Origin of the sequence: Sphingomonas sp. Ant H11 (assembly GCF_000797515.1) — a bacterium.
GTDB lineage: Bacteria > Pseudomonadota > Alphaproteobacteria > Sphingomonadales > Sphingomonadaceae > Sphingomonas.
This window is the reverse complement of record NZ_JSBN01000121.1, coordinates 1-19,070: the sequence shown is the minus strand read 5'-3', so window position 1 is coordinate 19,070 and position 19,070 is coordinate 1. Positions and strand designations below refer to the sequence as shown.

Genomic DNA, 19,070 nt, shown 5'->3' with positions numbered 1-19,070 from the left:
CCGCGCCGCCGGGAGATGCCGTGCTGCTGCTGTCGGGCGGCGGGCAATGGGGGGCGTTCGGCGTCGGCTTTCTAGACCGGTTGCGCAGCGCCCATCCCGATCAGTTTCCCCGCGCCCGCACCATTACCGGGGTCAGCACTGGCGGATTGCAGGCGCTGTTTCTTGCGGTCGGCACCGATCAGGCGTTTGCCGCGCTGCGCCAGGCCTATGCGCCGGGCAGCGAGAGCGATATCGTAAATCGCAACCCGCAATGGCAGGCGGTGATTACGGGGTCGATCGCGGGGCTTGCTCCCCTGAAACGCAAGGTGCTCGCCGCTTTGTGTGTCGATGGCGACCCGGCAAAGGGCTGCCCGATGATCGATGCGCTGGCCTCCGATGCCAGCGCCGATGCCTTTATCGGCTTCGTCGATGCCGAAAGCGGCGATTTCTATTATGCGCCGATCAAGATGATGGCGCGCACCCTGCCCAAGGCGGAGGCCCAGCAGTGCATCGCTGGCGCGGCGATCGCCTCGGCGGCAATGCCGGTGTTTTTCCAGCAGGTGAAGGTGGGCGACCGCGTCTATTATGACGGGGGTGTGCGGCAATCGGTGTTCGAAACGAGGATAGCTGCCCAGGCTTATGCCGAGGGTCGCGCGGCGGCGGTGATGGCGCAGTCGTTGGGCATGGCAAATCCGCCCGCGCCGCCGATGCTGTACGTCGCGCGCAACGGGCCGACGGTGCTGACCGACGACGCATCGCCGCAAAAAGGGGCGGATGCGCTGACCAATGCGCTTCGCGCCGAGGCGATCGTGGTCAACCAGTTGGAGGTGCAGTCGATTGCCGATTTGCGGCTGGCCGATCCGACGGGGCCGATCAGGTTGGTGACGGCCGACGGGTTCGATCGGCCGCCGGGCTCGTGCGTCAAGGAACCAAAGGACGCGATGTTTTCGCCAAGCTTCATGGCGTGTCTTACCCGGTTTGGCGCGGCGCGCGCCGATCGGGTGCCGCCGTGGCGCGCCTTGTCGCCGATCGCGCCGGGCGCGGAGCCGAGCGCAGTGCGCCTCAGCCCACTCTCAGTCCGTTGACGCGTTTCGTTACAATTTCTCAATCTCGAAATTGACGCGAACTTGCAACGAAACTGTCATGGCTAATCCATAGCGCATCCCTCACCGGGACGGACACCGAGTTGGGGAAACAAAAATCATGTCGATTCGCACCGAGGCGCACACGCGCCTGCTCGGCGTAAGCGCGTTTGCGCTTGCCGCCTCGTTTTGCGCCACCGCCGCTGCTGCCGAAACCGCGCCCGCCGTTGCGGCGGAGCAGCGGGCCGAACCCGCCCCCAAGACGGATATCGCCGAAGGCTCCGACATTGTCGTCACCGCGACCAAGGCCAATGAGCTCGCCCCGGTCACGGCATCGCTGAAGACGACGCAGCCACAGGCGATCGTGTCGCGCTCGTTCATCGAGGATTCGCTGCCCGCTACGGTCGACTTCAACCAGATCGCGCTGATCACGCCGAGTGTTTCCAATTTCGGCGGCAATAACGGCATCGGCCTGTCCGAATCCAAGGCGCAGCTCCGCGGCTTCCAGGATGGCGAATATAACGTCACCTATGATGGCGTACCGTTCGGCGACACCAACGACCCGACGCACCATTCGACCACGTTCTTCCCGTCGAACACGATCGAAACGCTGATCGTCGATCGCGGCCCCGGCAACGCCAGCAATCTCGGCCAGGCGACTTTCGGCGGCACCTTCAACCTGTTCAGCCGCGCAACGCGCGACGACTTTGGCGGCCAGATCGTCGGCAGCTATGGCAGCTTCAACACCTATCTTGCGCGGGGCCTGTTGCAGACCGGCACCTTTGCCAATGGCGCGCAGGCGGTGTTCAGCGGTCAGTACGTCCATAGTGACGGACGTACGAGCTATTCGAAGTACCAGAATTACAATCTGTTCGGCAAAGTTGTCGTCCCGGTTGGGCCGGACGTGAAGCTGACCTTCATCGCGACCTATAACAAGAACCGCTTCAACCAGGCCGACAGCGACGGCTCGACACTGTATCAACAGTCGCTTTATGGTAAATATTACGGGTTGAACAACGATCCGAAGTCCTCCCAATATTATGGTTACAATCATACCGATAAGACGACGGATTTCGAAATCATCAAGCTGGAAGCGAACCTCGCGCCCGGAGCAGTGTTCGAGAACCGCACGTATACTTATTATTATGACAACGAGACGCTCTCGGCCAATGACGTGACGACCGTTCCGGGCACGGTCTACAATACGATCGCATCGGACGGTAAAACCAAGATTGTCGGTGACATTCCGGGCTACACCAAGACCAACAAATATCGGGTCTTTGGCGATATCGCCAAGGTGCGGATCGATCTCGCATCGTTCGCCACGATCACGGCCGGCGCATGGCTCGAATTCAGCCACACCTATCGCCAGCAGACCGACGTCGATCTCAATACCGGCGGCTTCAACTATGTCGAAAAAGCGGTCATCGCACCGGCTACGGGTCTCAACCCGGGGGCGGCGACACCGCTCTACGTGAAGTTCGACCAGAAATCGCGCGGCAATCATACCGAGGAATTCGTCGAGCTTGAGTTGCGCCCGATCGAGGGGCTGAAAATCACGCCTGGCTTCAAGCATGTTGATTTCGGCCGCAAGATCGACGCGCTGTACAATCAAACGACGCGCTATGCGCAGCGCAATTCCAATGACTACACCGCCGATTTGCCGTTCGTGACGATCAATTATCAGCCGACCAGCAATTTTTCGATTTATGGCCAATATGCCAAGGGCTTCCTCGCTCCGCCGCTGAGTCAGCTCTACGTTGCCAACACAACGTTCTCGAATGCGGTGCCGCAGAAGTCGACCAACTATCAGGCGGGCGCGGTGTACCACGGCGGCCATCTGTCGCTCGACGCCGATGTCTATGTCATCAACTTCACCAACAAATTCTACAGCTATACCGATACGTCGGGTCAAGGGCTCGGCACGATCTTCACCAACATCGGCGGCGCGTTGTACAAGGGCGTCGAGGGGCAGGTGACCTATGCCTTTGGCAACGGCCTCGCCGTGTTCGCCAACGCCTCGCGCAACTATGCCAAAACCACCGTCTATACCGATCCGGTGACGGGCAAGGTCGTCCCGCGCACGATCATCGGCAAGGCCCCGATGTCCACCGCAGCAGGCGGTGTGCTCTACAAGAACGGGCCGATCAAATTCTCGCTGACCGATAAATGGACTGGGCCGCAATATGCGGACCTTGCCAATACCTATCGCATTTCGCCGTACAACACGGTCAATCTGGCCACGAGCTACGATTTCGGGCGCATCCGTGTTGGCGTTGACGTCACCGACCTGCTCAATTCGCAAAAGGTGACGCAGATTGGGACGGGCAAGAACACCGCTGGCATTGGTGTCGTCAGCCCGCTCAACTTCGACCAATATTATTACCAGCCAGGCCGCGCGATCACCGGCCAGATCACCTACACCTTCTGATGAAGCGGGCCCTTCTCGCCGCAGTTGCGCTCTGCGTCGCTGCGGCACCCGCGCCCAAAGTGGTGCCCTTGCTCGAGGCGCGGGATCTCGATCCCGCGCTCGTCCTCCCGCCGCCGCCAGCGGCCAACAGCCTGCAGGCACTGGCCGAACTCGCCGAATTGCGTGCGGCGGGCGCGGCGCGCACGGCTGTCGATGAAGCCGATGCCCGACTCGACGGCGATACCAAGAACGCGACGATCTTCGCGGGCGTGCTTGGCCCCAAATTCGATCTCGACCGGCTGCCCGCGACTGCCGCGCTGCTGGCGCAGGTACGCGCGAGCGAGAAGGCGGCGGTCGATCGCGGAAAGGATCATTTCAAGCGCCCGCGCCCCTATATCGTCGATCCCGCGCTGAAGAGTTGCAAGCGCAATGACGATCCGCTGTCGAGCTATCCGAGCGGGCATACCTCGATGGCGTTTTCGATGGGTGAAACGCTGGCGCGACTGGTGCCCGAAAAGGCCGACGCGCTGCTGGCGCGTGCCGCACGCTATGGCCAGAGCCGGATCGTGTGCGAACAGCATTTCCGCAGCGATGTGAGCGCGGGGCAAATGCTGGGGGTGCTCATCGCCGAACGCTTGCTGGCGAAGCCGGAATTTCGCGCGGCGTTTGATGCTGCACGCCAGGAACTGGTGACCGCCGGCGTCGCCAAAGGCTAAGCCGCGCTCACGCGTGGCAATCGTAGGGTTACGCGCAAGCCCGGTGCATTGTCGGTGACCGCGACGGTGCCGCCATGCGCGGCCGTCACCGCCGCGACCAGGCTGAGCCCGAGCCCGTTGCCGGGCGTAGTGCGGCTGGCCTCCCCACGCGCGAAACGGTTGAGGATACGGGCATGGTCGCCGGGCGGCACTCCCGGCCCGGTATCGGCGACCGATACCGTCGCGGCGTGCGCGTCGCCGCCGAGCGAGACGGTCACCTGCGTGCGGGCCGGTGTGTGCAACAACGCGTTGTCGAGCAGGTTGATCAGGGCTTGCGCTATCAATTCGCGGTCGCCCAACACTTTGATGCCGGGTGCGATTGACCAGCAGAGGGTGCGCCCGCCATCGGCAAAGGCCGGCGCATAACTTTCGGCGATTTCGGTCACCAGCAGCGTCAGGTCGGTCACGACGAAGCCGCGCGCCAGCGCACCGCCCTCGACCTCGGCTATGCGCAGCAGGGCGGCGAACAGCGCCAGCACGGCATCGCCCTGTTCGATCGCGCGTTCCGCCGCCCCCTCAACCCGGCCGACCTGTTCGAGCTGGTTGCGCAGGCGCAGCAATGGCGTGCGCAGGTCATGTGCCACGTCGCTGGATACCTGGCGCAGATTGTCCATCAACTGCCCGATCCGGTCGAGCATGGTGTTGAGCGCTGATCCAACGGCATCGAATTCGTCGCGACGCTGGGAGATCGGCACGCGCTGTGCCATGTCCCCCGCCATGATGGCGCGCGCGACGCCGCTAATGCCATCGAGCCGCCGCTGGAGATAGCCGCCGAGCAACAAGGCGCCGATGACGCTAAGGCCGATGACCAGAACGAACGCACCGCCGAAGATCAGCACGATAGTGCGATCGATTCCGTCCATGCTCTCGCTGTCGCGCGCCACGACCAGGCGGAAGCCGCCGGTCAGATCGGTAGCATAGGCACGCGCGCGATCGGCCCCCTCGACCGGATCGACAAACACGATGTCCTGCAGTCCGGCTGGCGGCTTTCGGGCGTTCAAGCCGCCACCGACGCGGTGGCCGTTCCGATCGAACATCGCATAGCCATAAACGTTGATGGTGTTGCCGCCTTCGCGTCTGGCGATGGCGCGACGGATTTCGGGTAAGTCGCCTTCATTGAATTCATGCGCGAGAGCGGTCGCTTCGTCGACCAACGCGGCGTCCTGCTGGCGGCGAAATTGCGCGTCTGCGGCAATGTAAATCGCGATGCCGAGCAGCAGGATGGCAAGGGTGAACGCCGTCGAATAGGTAAAGGCAATACGATACGCCGCGCTTGCCTTGGCTCTACGCATCGGCGCGCATCCGATAGCCGGAGCCGCGGATCGTCTCGATCGGATCGTCACCGCCGAAGCCCTCGCGCAGTTTCGTGCGCAGGCGGCTGAGGTGGCTTTCCACGATGTTGGTTTGTGGATCGAAATGAAAACCCCACACGCGCTCCAGAAACATCGTTCGCGTGACCACGCGCCCCGCATGGCGCATCAACTGTTCGAGCAGGGCAAATTCGCGCGGCTGGAGATGTACCGGCTTGCCGCACCGCGTTACCTCGCGCCGCAGCAGATCGAGCGCGATTTCGCCAACCTCGATCCGCGTCGCCTGCTCGGGGCCGGGCACGCGTCGTGCGAGCGCATTGAGCCTGGCGGCGAGTTCGACAAAGGCGAAGGGCTTGACCAGATAATCGTCGGCTCCGGCATCGAGCCCGTCGACGCGGTCGGCAATGCCACCCAGCGCGGTCAGCACCAATACCGGGACCCGGTTCGGGATGGCGCGCAAGTCGCGAAGCACTTCCAGCCCGTCCAGGCCTGGTAACATCCGGTCCAGGATCACTGCGTCGAAGGTGGCATCGCTCGCCGCCTGCAATGCCAGGGGCCCGGTTGCGACCTGCGTCACTTTGTGACCGAGCGCAGTCAGTCCCTCGGCGATAAAGCGCGCGGTCTCGGTGTCGTCTTCGGCGAGCAAAATGTGCATGCGGGCTCTTTAATACGAAGCCTCCGACAAAGCGCTTGTGAAATGCCAATGTGCGTTACCGCATATGCGCTTTGCGAGGGGGTCGCGATTCTTCAATATTTTAATAATTACGTGTCGTCGCAATGAATGTAAACAATAATAAAGAATGATAAACATTATGTAATAAATTGTGACTTTGACGTAACCGAGGAGACATTGATTGTCCGATGCGGCCATTTCTTGTTGATGTGACAATGAGATTCAGATGACGTTCGTGAAATCCGAATTTGTCATTCGGAGTTCAACCCGATTTGTCTGGATTTGCCCATGCGCATCACCCTCATTGCAAAACTTCTTTCTACCACCTTGGCGGTGGTCACGCCCGCGTTCGCCCAAGCTCAAAGCACAAGTTCCGAGACGGCGGCGAATACGGATCAGGCGATCGCTGCCGACGCCCCGGTCGATATTGTCGTCACCGGGTCGCGCATTGCTCGCCCGGAACTCCAGCAGGCATCGCCCATCTCGGTCATTTCCAGCCAGGAGATCGCGCTGAGCGGCCAGATCAACGTTGAGAACATCTTGAAGGATCTGCCGCAGTTTGTTCCGAGCACCACGGCTGCCTCGAACAATCCCGGTGGCGGCGTGACCACGGCCGACCTGCGTGGACTGGGCGCGACGCGCACCTTGGTGCTCGTCAATGGGCGACGCTATATTTCCTACGACGCCAGCCAGATCGTCGATCTAAACACCATCCCGACCGGGCTGATCGAGCGGGTCGATCTTGTTACCGGGGGACGTTCAGCGGTCTATGGGTCGGACGCGGTCTCGGGTGTGGTTAATTTCCTCCTCAAGCAAAATTTCTCGGGCGTCCAGGCCAACGCCAATTATCGGATTACCGGCCAGGGCGATGGTGGGACGGCCGACGTCAATCTGCTGCTCGGACACAATTTCGATGGCGGTCGCGGCAACGTGACGCTGTACGTCGATTACACAAAGCGTAACCCGATTTTGCAGAGCGATCGCGGCTATTCGAATCAGGCCATGGTCGATGATGGGGCGGGCGGCCTTTCCGCAGGGGGGTCGGGTTCGATTCCCGGCACACGCTTTGCCATTGGCGGCGTCAGCCGCAAGTTCAATACCGACGGCAGCTATTCGACCTATAGCTCCAAGACCGACGCGTACAATTATGCGCCGTACAACTATCTGCAGGTGCCGCAGGAGCGTTTTCTCACCAGCGGCCAGGCGCATTATGACGTGAGCGACCACCTGACGCTCTATGCCGAGGGTCAGTACATCCACAACAAGGTGAAGAACCAGCTCGCACCGACGCCGTTCACCGGATCGGTACAGATCGACAATGATTCGTCGTTCCTCTCATCCTCTTCGCAAGCGTTGCTGAAGGCGGCGGACACCGATGGCGATGGTTATACGACGGCGACGATCTATCGCCGCATGACCGAGGTGGGCGATCGCATTTCGAGCGACGACAACACCGCCTATCGCGGCGTGTTCGGTGCCAAAGGCGAGATTACCGGCAACTGGAAATATGACGCCTATTTTAGCTATTCGCACACCCGTCAGGTCGAAACGCAGACCGGCAACATATCGCGCAAGCGTGTGTTGCAGGCGCTGAAGACCACCTATGATTCGTCGGGCAATTTGGTCTGTTCGGATACCAGCAACGGCTGCGTCCCGCTCAACATTTATGGCGCGGGCAATATCAGCAGCGCGGCCGCAGCCTTCATTTCGATCGACACGCGCAACGTCAGCGAAATCACCGAGAAGGTGGCGAGCGCGGCGATTACCAACGACAATCTGTTCGACCTTGGCGCAGGCCCGGCGGGGATTGCGATCGGTACCGAATATCGCGACGAATATGGCAGCTACAATCCCGATGCAGCGCTGTCGTCGGGGGACGTGGTCGGGTTTAACGGCAGCCAGGGCTTGTCGGGCGGATACAACGTCAAAGAGCTATACGGTGAAATCGAAGTGCCGCTGCTGGCGGACAAGCCGTTCATCCACAGCCTGGTTGCCAATGGCGCGTATCGCTATTCCTATTATTCCACCGCAGCCAAATCGGTGAGCACCTTCTCGGGCGGGCTCGTCTGGTCGCCGATCCGCGACATCAGCCTGCGCGGGCAGTTTTCGCGCGCGGTGCGGGCACCGACCGTGGCCAATCTGTATAGCGGCACCTCCCAGGATTTCCCGACCGCAACCGACCCGTGCACGCTAAAGGCCGCGATCGAGAACGCCAACCTCAAGGCAAGCTGCCTGGCGACGGGCGTTGGGGCCAGCGCGCTCGGAACGGATTTCAACAACGGATCGCAGATCGACTCGGTCACCGGCGGCAACAGCAATCTGCGCGAGGAAACGGCCAATACCTATACGGTCGGCGCGGTGCTGCAGCCGCGCTTCCTGAAGCGCTTCTCGCTGACCGTCGATTATTATCGCATCAACATCGCGAACTATATCTCCACCCCGGGCACGGCGAACATCATCACGGCTTGCTACGGCAATGCCGGGAACGGCTATGTCGCGTATAACAGTTCCTATTGTTCGCTGCTGCCGCGTGATGCCAACAGCTATGCGATCACGGGCGCGGTCAACCTGCTGGCCAATACCGGCGGGGCGAAGACGCGCGGGATCGATTTTGAGGCGCGCTATTCGGTGCCGCTCAAGATCGGCGCGGAGAATAGCAGCCTGTCGTTCCGCTTGAGCGGCACGCGTCTGCTGGCGTTCGACATCAATCCGGTGGCGTCGCTGCCCGATCTCAACGTCAGCTGCGCGGGCAAGTTCGGCGTCAATTGCGGCGACCCTTACGCGAAATGGCGTCTATCGGCGCGCACGACGCTCACCTCGGGGCCGGTGACGTTCTCGGTGCTCTATCGCTATCTGTCGCCAGTGGATGATGACTCGGGAAGCTATTCGGTCGATCACATCAAGGCCTATCATTATGTCGATACGACGCTGTCGTTCGACGTGATGAAGAAGTTCACCTGGACGCTGGGCGTTAACAACCTGTTCGATCGCCAGCCGCCGATCCTGGGCAGCAATCAGCAGCAGGCGAACACCTATCCGTCGACCTATGACCCGTATGGCCGGGCGTTCTTCACCGGCGTGTCGCTGAAGTTCTGAGGCAACGGACCGGAGCGTCTGTGACGGGCGCTCCGGTTTGGTATTGCGGCTTTAGAATTGGCCGCCGACGTTGAAGGTGAGCAGCTTGGTATCGTCGCCGCTTTGCTTGAGGAGCGCCTTGGCGAGATCGATGCGGAGCGGGCCGAACGGGGAATTCCAGTTGACGCCAATGCCGATCGAGACGCGCGGCTTGGGGCTGTTGCCGGCATAGCTCTCGCGATAGGCGCTCAACGCATAGGTATAAGGCGTACCGGTATTGGTGGTGGTCGTGTTGCCGCTCGAATCGAGGTACAGCAACGCGCCGCTGCTATTGGTATATTGCCGGGTCGAGGTGGTGCAGGCGACACCGGCGATGATCGCGGCGGCGCAACTGTCGGCCAGCGTCGGGGTCTTTACGCCACCGAACACCGCGCCGATATCGGCATAGATGGACGGACGCAGGCCCATTTCGCGCATCCCCGCGCCAAGCGGCAGTTCGAGTTCGAGGCGTCCGCGATAATAGGTGTCGCCGCCAAGCGCTTCGGAGGTGTTGTTGCTGGCTGCGGTCAGCGTCGCGGGGACGGTCGACGTGTCATAATATTGGCGGATGACACGCGGCCCGACCCCGCGAATGTCGAAGCCGCGCAATTGCGGGTCGCCCAGGAAGAAGCGGTCGGTCAGCCGCACATCCTGCCCGATGCCCATGATATGGCCGCCTTCGGCCTGCGCGTTGAGCACGAAGCCCGAGCCCAGCCCCCAATATTTCGCCGCGACGATGGTCGACCGCAGATAGCGCGTGTCGCCGCCCACCCCGGCAAAGTCCTGGCTGATCGACAGGCGCGAGCTTGGTCGGGTGGAGGCGGTTGTTGAGGCTGTCGAAAATGAACGAATAGCCGATCGAGGATGTCCAGCGATTGCCGATCGCGTCGCAGAGATAGGAACCCGCCAGCGCGACGTCGCAGACGCCGTTGGTGTAATAGGTCGCCTGGTCGAGCGACACTTGCTCGTAGCTAAGGCCATAGCGGGCCGACGCGGTCCAATATTCGTTGAGCGGGAGCCCTGCGCGGATCTGAAACCCGGTCGATACCTGCTTGTACGTGGTCGTCGTGCTGTCGCCGATCGTGTTGTACGACCGATAGTCGCGCCGGAAGATGTCGCCGCCGAGCGCGATGTTGGTGTTGAACAGATACGGTTCGGTAAAGCCCAGTTCGACCGATTTGGAATAGGTCGAGTAACTCACGCTCGCGCGCAACTCCTGGCCCTTGCCGCGAAAATTGCGTTGCGTGATCGACGCCTGGATGATGAACTTCTCAAGGCTCGAATAGCCCGCCGACAGCGACAGCTCGCCGGTCGATTTTTCCTGCAGGTCGGCGGTCAGCACGACCCGATCAGGCGCGGAGCCCTCGGTCTGCTTGATCTCGAACTTGTCCTGGAAATAGCCGAGCGAATTGATGCGATCCTGCGAACGCTTGACCTGGAAATTGCTGAAGGCGTCGCCTTCGGCCAGCCGGATCTCGCGTCGGATGATCTTGTCCTGCGTCTGGGTGTTGCCGTTGATATCGACGCGTTCGACGAAGGTGCGCTTGGCCTCGGCGATGTGGAAATTGATCCCCATCGTCAGCGTGTCCTTGTCGCGCTGGAAATCGGGATTGACGTCGGCAAATGCGTAGCCGAGCGCACCGGCTGCGGCGCTAAGCGAGTCCACCGCGGTTTCGACGCGCTTTGCGTTATACCACTCGCCCTTGGTGATGCCGAGGTTGGCGGCGACACGCTTGTTATCGAAGTCGCGAATGTCGCTGTCGACGGTCACATCCCCGAATGTGTAGCGTTTGCCCTCCTCGATCACGTAGGTGATGATGAAGTCCTTCTTGTCCGGCGTCAGCTCGGCCACCGCAGAGATGACCTTGAAGTCGGCATAGCCCTCGGTCAGGTAAAATTGCCGAAGCTTCTGCTGGTCATAGGCAAGCCGGTCCTGATCGTAGCTGGTGTTGGAACTCAGCATGGTCTTCAGGCGAACGGCCTTGGTTGCCATCTGTTCGCGCAGCTTGCTGTCGGGGAAGATGGTATTGCCGAGGATATTGATCTGGCGGACCTGCGATTTTGGTCCCTCGCTGATTTCGAAGACGAGATCGACGCGGTTCTGGTCGAGCGACACCATCTTGGGTTCGATCACGGCGGCGAAGCGGCCCTGGCGGCGATAGAGCTCGACGATCCGCGCAACATCCTGGCGCACGGCGGTGCGGGTGAAGATCTGGCGCGGGGCGAGTTTTACCTCCTTGGCGATCTTGTCCTCCTTCAACCGTTTGTTGCCCTCGAACAGCACGCGGTTGATGATCGGGTTTTCGCGCACCCGCAGCACGATCGCGCCGGTTTCGGCACCGCTGATCGACACGTCGGCGAACAGGTCGCTGGCGTAGAGGTCCTTGATCGCCTGATCGAGCGTTTCGTTGCTGAAGGCCTGGCCGACCCGCAGCTTGGTGTAGGACAGCACGGTTTCCGCCTCGAACCGCTGTGCGCCCTCGACCTGAAGCGACGCGATCGTGCGCGCTATCGCAGCAGGGTGTGGCGGTGGCGGCGTTTGGAGGGGGGGAGGCGTAACAGCGACGCCAGCGGAAGCTATAACGATCGGGCCAACGCCCAACACAAACAACATCAGTGCATCTCCAACCAGCGGCGGGGCTAGGCAGGGGATGTGTCCGGTGGATGTTCGGATTTTGCCGACACGCGCGCCGATACGTCGGCCGCAAAACATATGGTCGCGCGGCGGCGATCGGCGCGCTTGGCGGGTCGCCGTATGTCAGGGCCGCCAAGTGCGGGACATTTGATGGACATTTGGGGAGCGCACCAGACCGTTGCGCGCTGTCCCCATCCGGCGCGCATGTAGTGAAAGGCTTGCCATGTTTGTTGCCATCAAGAGTCCGCTCGTTCCTCCGCCGCAGCTCCCCGAGCAGCCCCCCTATATCGACAACCCGTTTGCGCCCGAGATTTTCGCGACCGGCTATTCGGGGCTGGCCAACCTCAATGGCGTGATCGTGCTGACGCTGGAAAGCGCGCGTTGCGATCATAGTCGTCCGCAGCCCGCGCTGGAGCGGGTCGTCGTCGGGCGCGTCGCCTTGACCACGACGGCGGCGCTGGAACTCGTGACCGGGCTCAACCAGTTCCTGGAGCAGCAGGGGTTCAGCCCGTCCAAAAGTGCTGGCTGACGGGGCGACGTTCCAATGATGCTGCGCGCAATGTTGTTCGTCGCGCAGCATTGGTGGCGTTTGCTGCGCTGAACCGGGGCCTCGCGCGGAGCGGTTGCTCAGACCGGCAGCGTCACCCGCGCGAGCAGCCCGCCGGTCGGTCGGTTCTCGACCTTGGCCTCGCCGCCATGCGCACGGGCCACCGCGCGCACGCTGGCGAGGCCAAGGCCGGTGCCGCCAGTGTCGCGATTGCGCGATCGTTCCGCGCGGAAGAACGGTTCGAACGCGCGGACCAGGTCCGACGGCACCATGCCCGGCCCGTTGTCGCTGACTTCGACGATCGCGACATCGCGCTCGCGGCGCAGCGCGATCTGTGCGCTGCCGCCATAATGCACGGCGTTGGTCACGAGATTGGTGAGCAGCGCCTTTAGCGACGGGGCGTCGCCCTCCATGCTGATCGCTGGTCCCGGCAGGAGCGTAACGTCGCCGCCGCGATCGGCCGCGTCGGTCGCGACACTTTCGGCCAGCGAGCGCAAGTCGAGCCGCTGGCGGCGGACGTGGCGGGTCATTTCGCGGACAAAGGCCATCGCCGCGCCGATCCGCTCGCTCATTTCGCGAATATCGTCTTCCCCGGCGAGGCGGATCGCGTCGGGGGCTTTTTCCAGACGTAGCGACAGCCGCATCAGCGGGGTGCGCAGATCGTGCGCCACTGCAGCGATCAACGTCGTGCGATCCTCGACATAGCGGTTGAGGCGTTCCTGCATCTGGTTGAAGCTCGCCGCCGCTTCGGCGATTTCGGATGGGCCCGACAAGGTGAGCGGTGCGGCGCGGGGATCGCGACCGAGCCGATCGGCGGCCGCCGCGAACAGCGCGATCGGCTTTGCGATCCGGCGCGACATCGCCCAGGCCAGCGGGGCAATGCCGACCGCCGCCAGCACAAACCACAGGACGAAGCGCATGCGCCATGGGCTCAGCATGCGGTCGGTCGGCGTGATCACATGCCAACGACCATCGGGCTGCTGAACATAAACCCTGAAATCGCCGAACAATGCGTCATCCATCGCGCGGTGGCGTCGACGCTCGTCTGCCATGCCCATCGGCGGGGGCGGGTGAAACGCACCGATGATGGTCGGCCCCATCCGTTGATTGGATTGCACGACGACTGCTGTTTCGGGAAGGTGCAGATCGGTCGCGATCAGGTGGCCCAGCGCCAGATCGCGGGCGTCGTGGCTCGGTCCGGGTGGGGTGCCGGTCTCCTCGATCGCCAGGCGCTTGGTCGGATCACGACCGGACTGCGCGACCATCGCGATGCGGCTGGTCGTATAGATGACGGGCGCGGGCGGCGGCATCAGCAGAAACGCACCGAAATTGAGCAACTGGACGAGGATCACCGTCCCCAGCATTAAGCTGAAGATGCGCAGGAACAGCGGCCAGGAGCGCCGCAGGTCGACGGTTCGGTCGGCGGTCATGTGCGGGTCACGCTGGGGACGAAATAATAGCCCTCGTTGCGGATGGTGCGGATGATCTCGTCGTCGCGCGCCCGCAATTTGCGGCGCAGGCGGCTGACCTGCACGTCGATCGCGCGATCATAGGCCTCGCTATCGGGGCCGCGCGCATCCTCCAGCAGCGCATCGCGCGTCAGCACCCGGCGCGGGCGACGGACGAAAGCGCGCAGCACCGAAAATTCGCCGTCGGTCAAATCGACCAGCATGCCGCTGCCGTCGATCAACTCGCGCGCCGCGAAATCGACCCGCCAATCGAGGAAGCGATAGTGGCGCGGTTCTTCGGCGGCACCGTCGCGGGCACGCAGCGCCGCGCGCACCGTCGCCAGCACTTCGCGCGCGCTGCACGGTTTGGTGAGGTAATGGCTGGCCCCGATTTCGAGGCCGAGGATCCGGTCCGGTTCATCGCCGAGGGCGCTGAGAAACACGATCGGGGGGCCGCCGCGCAAGGCGATGCGGCGGCAGGCGGAAATGCCGTCCTCCCCCGGCATCATGATATCGAGCAGGATGAGCGCAATCGGGTGGCGGGCAAGCGCCATGTCCATTTCCTGTGCGCTGGCTGCGGTTTCCACGCGATAGCCGTGCTGGCCGAGGCTTTCGGTCAACAAGTTGCGAATGGCATGGTCGTCATCGACGATCAGCAAAGTTGGCGCGTCGGACGGAGGCGGGGTGGCCGGGGTCATCGCGCGGCGGTGCGACTGCGATGTGTCCGGGATATGTCCGTCAGGGCATGTTCGGGCGGGCGGATGCGCAGCGGCCTCGCTTTGTAACATGGGGGACATGGCCGGAAACAGGGCGGAAAAGAACGCAGCCCATGCGCGGGGCGCAGTTCGTCGCCGCAGCGTGTTCCCTTTCGGAGTTTCTCGACCATGACAGTTAGCGCCAATACTGCAATCTCCAGCACAAGCGGAGCCCGAATCGTCATCGTCGATGACGATCCCGGCGTGCGCGAGCTGCTCACCGAATTTCTCGTCGAAAACGGCTTCGGGGCCGAGGCCGTCGCCAATGGTGCTGCCCTGCGCGACCGGTTGGAGCGGCGCGAATGCGACCTGATTGTGCTCGACATCATGATGCCGGGCGAGGACGGGCTCTCGATCCTGCGCTCGCTGATGCACGATGCCGACGGGCCCGGCATCATCATGCTGTCCGCCATCTCGAGCGAGATCGACCGGATCGTCGCGCTGGAGATGGGGGCCGACGATTATGTCCTGAAACCCTCCACGCCGCGCGAGATCATGGCGCGCATTCGCTCGGTCTTGCGCCGTCGCGCGGGGACGGCGGCACGCGGCGGGGCGATCAGTGTCGGTCATGCAGCCCCCGCGCCGACCGATTGTTTCGCGTTCGCCGGCTGGACCTTCGATTCGCGCCGCCGCAAACTCACCGCGCCGGGCGGAGCAATCGTCGCTGTGACCGAAACCGAATATCGCATGCTCGCCATCTTTCTGCGCGATCCGCAAGTCGTCCACTCGCGCGAAAATCTCGCGGATCTGACCGGACGGGATAATCCCCATTGCAATGACCGCACGATCGACGTCCATGTCAGCCGCTTGCGGCGCAAGCTGTCGGTCAATGGCGGCGACGAGATCATCCGTACGGTGCGCAACCGGGGGTATTTGTTTCTGCCGCGTGTGGAGGCGCGGGTGGCCTGAAGCCAGGCAGATGCGGGGCGGGCCGCACGGTGCGATCCGCCCCGCCGCCGCATCAGAAGCCGAAGTGGATCGAGGCCACGAAGGTGCGCGGCGACCCGAAGGTGTAGCGCGTCGTGCTGGTGGAGTCGGTGCCGGTCGTCAGATTGCTGAAATAGCGTTCGTTGAACAGGTTGGCGACGTTGAGCTGGAAATAGGTCTGCGGCAGCCCAAGCTGTTTCAGCCCGATCCGCGCGTCGAGATCGACCGTGGTGTATCCGGGGGCGATCACGTCGTTGACGTCGGTCGCATAGCGGCGGCCGACATGCTTGACCTGCAGCCCGATTGCGATCGGGTCGAAATCGACTTGCACGCGCCCGCCATATTGCCATTTCGGCGTCTCGACGACGAATTTGCCGGCAGTGTTGGCGGTGACGAGACTGGTGCTCGGGTTGATGACATCGCTTTGCAACCGCGCATCGATGAACGAGCCGAAGCCATAGATCGACAGATGCTGCACGGGGGCGATGCCGATGCTGGCATCCACGCCCTTGCTCTTTACCGCGCCGACGTTGCGATCGGTGGTCAGCGTGCCGCCACCCTCGAGCTCGGTCGTGGTCGAGATGATGCGATTGTCGTAATAGGTGTACCAGCCCGCCACCTGCGCCTGGATCAAGGCGGTGGTGTAGCGCAGGCCAAGGTCGACCGTGTCGGTCTTTTCGGGCTTCACCGCACCGGTCGGTTTGATCTTCACATCGTCAAAGGCATACAGATTGTCGGTGCGCGGTGCCGAAAAACCCTTGGAATAGCTGGCAAAGGTGCTGAGGTGCGGGGTGATCGCGTAGGTCAGGCCGATATTGGGCAGCACCGCATTATAGGTCTTCACCCGGTTGTTGTACGGCAGGCCATAGGTCGCCGTGGTTGCATTGGCGGCTACCTGCGCCGCGGTCTGCGACGTGCAATAGGCATCGCTGGTGCTGCCGGGGATGGTGTAGCAATAATTGGTCAGGTTGCGGCGGAAGAACGGCGCACGCACGCCCAGCGCGACCTTCAGCTTCTCGTTCAGAAACGACCCGCGATATTCGCCCGAAAGCTGATGCAGGATCGCATAAGACAGCCGGTTGCGCTTCTGCAGCACGTTGCCGGCCGCATCGACCACGGCATAATCGCTCACGCCGTCGATCGCGCTGAACACATTATAGGGCTGGCCGGTCGCATCGAGCAGGCTCATTTCGCCGGTCTGGCGATGGCGTGCGCGGTCCCACGTATAGGCGAAGCGCACCGCATTGTCGGCGTCGAACTCGTATCGCAAATTGGCAATCGCGGTGAAGCGCTGCGTCCGCGTGTTCGAGGGCGAATAGACCCGCACATAATCCAGCGTGTCGCCATCGCCGTTAATGTCGACCCCGCTCGCCGTGCCCGCGCCCAAGCGCTGGAACTGATAGCTATAGATACCCGAAGCCGCCGCAGTCCCGCCAGCGTTGGTGGCATTGGCGTTGCTTTCGGCCAGCACCGAAGACCCGCCGCCATTGGCGCGCGTGAAGCTATAGGCACCGTCGAAGGTCAGCGTCAGCTTGGGCGTCAGCGTGATGCGCGAGTTGATCCGCACGTTGCCGGTATTGGACGGGTTGATCGCGGTCGCGGCCACGTTCGAGCAGGCCGATTTGTCGCTCTGGCTGGTGCCGTTGACGCCGCTTGCCGAGGGAAGTGAGCAACTCGCATCGTACAGGAAGGCGGAGGAGGTGTTGTTATACAGCGCGTCATACTGGCTCTTGCTGAGCGACAGCGTGTAGGGGTTGGAGGGGCTGATCGTCGACGGCACGACCGAGGTGCCCAGCACCGAACGGATATTGGACAGCGACGGGTTGCTGTACGAACTGTTGCGATTCTCGTTGTAATGGCCCGCGATCGAGATGAAGTCGCCATTGCTGCCCAGCGGTTGGTACAGTTTCCCGTTGAACTGCTTTTTGTCGAGGCTGCCATAGCCGCGATACTGGTCGTATGTTTCCTTGCTCGCCGAGAACCACGCCTTGGTCCCGAACGCGGTGAATACACCCGTGTTGAACAGGCCGAACACGCGGTTCATGTCATAGGTGCCGTGCGAATAGATCGCGGTTGCGCCCATCTTGTCGGTTGGGGTGAGCGAGCGATAGTTGACCGTGCCGCCCGATGCGCTCGCGGTCGGCGAATCGACATCGGTGGTGCCGAAATTGACGTTGACCTGCTCGATCAATTCGGGGTCGAGCTGCTGGTTTGAATAGATCGCGTAATTGCCGGAATCGTTGAGCGGAATGCCGTCGAAGGTCAGCGACACGCGCGCGCCGTCGAAGCCGCGAATGCGGAGCTGCCCGCCCGACGCACCATAGGGATCGCTATTGGTGAAATTGACGCCGGGGATCTGGTTGATCGTGTCGAGGATCGACTGGCCCGGAACGCGGTGGGCGATGAAGTCCTGCGTCAGCACCGCCTTTGCCTTGGGCGTGTCGGGAATTTCGATGCCGTTAATGCCCGTCGCGCGTTTGCCACTGACGACGATGTCGGTTTCGGCATCGATCGACCCGGTCGATTGGGCTGCTGCGAGCGTCGGCAAGCTGAGCCCCGCCATAGCAGCACTATACATAAGAGCTTTGCGCATTGTCTTCCCTTTTTTGAACTGCGCAGCGGAACGTTGTATCGTTCGCTGTCAATAATTCGGTGAAGAGTTCTTATGAAGGTTAGATAACAATGGCTATTTCGAAGATTTTTATAGAAAGTTATCCGACGGATGGTATTATTATAGACACAGATTGTTTCGTAATGTTACAAGCCTTGTAGAATTTACCGATACGTTGCTTGTAGTTGTTGAAGAAGATTTTGCCCCGCGGATTTTGCGGTCCGGGAGCGTCAGAACAGACGGCGCAGCGACAGGCTGACGGTGCGACCAAGCGGATCGAGTAGGTCCGGCTGGTACAGCAGCGGCGTGGCCCCATTTGCGTCGCGAACGGTCTGGCGGGTGTCGAGCATATTGCCGATCGCCAGGCTGACCCGCGTTGCCCGCGCCCAGGCTTGACCCGGAAAGCGTTGTTCAAGATTGGCGAAGATCCGCAGATCGAAGGTCGCCAGCGCCGAGAAATGCAGCGATCCGGCCGCGTCTGCGGTGGTGGTGACCGTCGTCGCACTCTTCCAGTTGCCGCTCAGGCGCAGCCCAACGCCATTGTCGATGATACCGGCGTCGACTTGCACCGCGTGGCGCGGCTGACCGCCGGTGCCGGTCGACCCGCCGTCGAGCAAGTCGATCGTCGCGCTGTCGTCACGCAGCACCAGCCGGTCGCGGAAGTACCAGCTATGGAAGGCCGAGAATTGCAGGCGCAGACTGTTGTCACCGCCGCCGCCACCAGGGCCGCCCGGCCCTCCCGGACCTCCAGGGCCGCCGGGGCCGCCAAAGCCCCCAGGGGGCGGTCCCATGCCATCGGGCGGCGGACCCATTCCCTCGGGTGG

Annotated in this window: 11 protein-coding genes and 2 pseudogenes; 6 read left to right on the top strand and 7 right to left on the bottom strand. The window is 62.3% G+C overall.

What is annotated here, in order from left to right; genetic code table 11:
• The 3 genes from NW75_RS18730 to NW75_RS25385 all read left to right on the top strand — a co-directional run.
• A partial coding sequence (locus tag NW75_RS18730; RefSeq protein ID WP_156143073.1) for a patatin-like phospholipase family protein occupies positions 1-1,064 on the top strand: 1,064 nt, incomplete at its 5' end.
• A 118-nt stretch (positions 1,065-1,182) separates the two neighbouring features.
• The gene (locus NW75_RS18725) at positions 1,183-3,492 is read left to right on the top strand and encodes a TonB-dependent receptor (protein WP_033966785.1); all 2,310 of its coding nucleotides are present in this window, start codon (positions 1,183-1,185) and stop codon (positions 3,490-3,492) included.
• The gene (locus NW75_RS25385; RefSeq protein WP_171010493.1) at positions 3,492-4,187 is read left to right on the top strand and encodes a phosphatase PAP2 family protein; all 696 of its coding nucleotides are present in this window, start codon (positions 3,492-3,494) and stop codon (positions 4,185-4,187) included. Before NW75_RS18725 ends, NW75_RS25385 begins: the two co-directional genes overlap by 1 nt.
• On the opposite strand, the gene NW75_RS18715 is transcribed toward NW75_RS25385, so the two are convergent.
• Entirely contained in the window at positions 4,184-5,518 is a 1,335-nt protein-coding gene (locus NW75_RS18715; RefSeq protein ID WP_033966783.1) for a sensor histidine kinase, read from the bottom strand. The two genes, NW75_RS25385 and NW75_RS18715, sit on opposite strands and share 4 nt — an antisense overlap.
• The gene (locus NW75_RS18710) at positions 5,511-6,191 is read right to left on the bottom strand and encodes a response regulator transcription factor (protein ID WP_033966782.1); all 681 of its coding nucleotides are present in this window, start codon (positions 6,189-6,191) and stop codon (positions 5,511-5,513) included. Before NW75_RS18710 ends, NW75_RS18715 begins: the two co-directional genes overlap by 8 nt.
• Before the next feature lie 306 nt (positions 6,192-6,497).
• Between NW75_RS18710 and NW75_RS18705 the strand changes: the two genes are divergently transcribed.
• Positions 6,498-9,305, top strand: a complete 2,808-nt coding sequence (locus NW75_RS18705; RefSeq protein WP_033966781.1) for a TonB-dependent receptor — start codon at positions 6,498-6,500, stop codon at positions 9,303-9,305.
• Positions 9,306-9,356: 51 nt separating this feature from the next.
• Here the strand turns inward: NW75_RS18705 and bamA are convergent.
• A pseudogene (bamA, locus tag NW75_RS18700) lies at positions 9,357-11,937 on the bottom strand (outer membrane protein assembly factor BamA).
• Positions 11,938-12,181: 244 nt separating this feature from the next.
• Between bamA and NW75_RS18695 the strand changes: the two are divergent.
• Positions 12,182-12,487: a hypothetical protein gene (locus tag NW75_RS18695; RefSeq protein WP_231565319.1), complete on the top strand. Its 306-nt coding sequence runs from the start codon at positions 12,182-12,184 to the stop codon at positions 12,485-12,487.
• A gap of 98 nt (positions 12,488-12,585) precedes the next feature.
• Here the strand turns inward: NW75_RS18695 and NW75_RS18690 are convergent, their stop codons facing one another.
• Together NW75_RS18690 and NW75_RS18685 are read right to left on the bottom strand one after the other, a co-directional pair.
• On the bottom strand, positions 12,586-13,935 hold the full coding sequence (locus tag NW75_RS18690) for an ATP-binding protein (RefSeq protein WP_033966780.1): 1,350 nt from the start codon (positions 13,933-13,935) through the stop codon (positions 12,586-12,588).
• Complete coding sequence (locus NW75_RS18685; RefSeq protein ID WP_033966777.1) at positions 13,932-14,651, bottom strand: response regulator; 720 nt, start codon at positions 14,649-14,651, stop codon at positions 13,932-13,934. The genes NW75_RS18690 and NW75_RS18685 overlap by 4 nt, the downstream gene beginning before the upstream one ends.
• A gap of 186 nt (positions 14,652-14,837) precedes the next feature.
• On the opposite strand from NW75_RS18685, the gene NW75_RS18680 reads away from it, so the two are divergent.
• Positions 14,838-15,617: a response regulator gene (locus NW75_RS18680; RefSeq protein ID WP_010407892.1), complete on the top strand. Its 780-nt coding sequence runs from the start codon at positions 14,838-14,840 to the stop codon at positions 15,615-15,617.
• A gap of 52 nt (positions 15,618-15,669) precedes the next feature.
• Here the strand turns inward: NW75_RS18680 and NW75_RS18675 are convergent, their stop codons facing one another.
• Positions 15,670-18,198 (bottom strand): TonB-dependent receptor, encoded by a 2,529-nt coding sequence (locus tag NW75_RS18675; RefSeq protein ID WP_231565318.1) that lies wholly within the window; start codon positions 18,196-18,198, stop codon positions 15,670-15,672.
• A gap of 278 nt (positions 18,199-18,476) precedes the next feature.
• Positions 18,477-19,070, bottom strand: a pseudogene (locus NW75_RS18670) (TonB-dependent receptor); the annotation flags it as partial.

Excerpts from the sequence above, each read along its gene's own strand:
- NW75_RS18725 (WP_033966785.1), top strand. The coding sequence starts at position 1,183 with ATGTCGATTCGCACCGAGGCGCACACGCGCCTGCTCGGCGTAAGCGCG.
- NW75_RS18695 (WP_231565319.1), top strand. The coding sequence starts at position 12,182 with ATGTTTGTTGCCATCAAGAGTCCGCTCGTTCCTCCGCCGCAGCTCCCC.
- NW75_RS18680 (WP_010407892.1), top strand. The coding sequence starts at position 14,838 with ATGACAGTTAGCGCCAATACTGCAATCTCCAGCACAAGCGGAGCCCGA.
- NW75_RS18715 (WP_033966783.1), bottom strand. The coding sequence starts at position 5,518 with ATGCGTAGAGCCAAGGCAAGCGCGGCGTATCGTATTGCCTTTACCTAT.
- NW75_RS25385 (WP_171010493.1), top strand. The coding sequence starts at position 3,492 with ATGAAGCGGGCCCTTCTCGCCGCAGTTGCGCTCTGCGTCGCTGCGGCA.
- NW75_RS18690 (WP_033966780.1), bottom strand. The coding sequence starts at position 13,935 with ATGACCGCCGACCGAACCGTCGACCTGCGGCGCTCCTGGCCGCTGTTC.
- NW75_RS18710 (WP_033966782.1), bottom strand. The coding sequence starts at position 6,191 with ATGCACATTTTGCTCGCCGAAGACGACACCGAGACCGCGCGCTTTATC.
- NW75_RS18675 (WP_231565318.1), bottom strand. The coding sequence starts at position 18,198 with ATGGCGGGGCTCAGCTTGCCGACGCTCGCAGCAGCCCAATCGACCGGG.
- NW75_RS18705 (WP_033966781.1), top strand. The coding sequence starts at position 6,498 with ATGCGCATCACCCTCATTGCAAAACTTCTTTCTACCACCTTGGCGGTG.
- NW75_RS18685 (WP_033966777.1), bottom strand. The coding sequence starts at position 14,651 with ATGACCCCGGCCACCCCGCCTCCGTCCGACGCGCCAACTTTGCTGATC.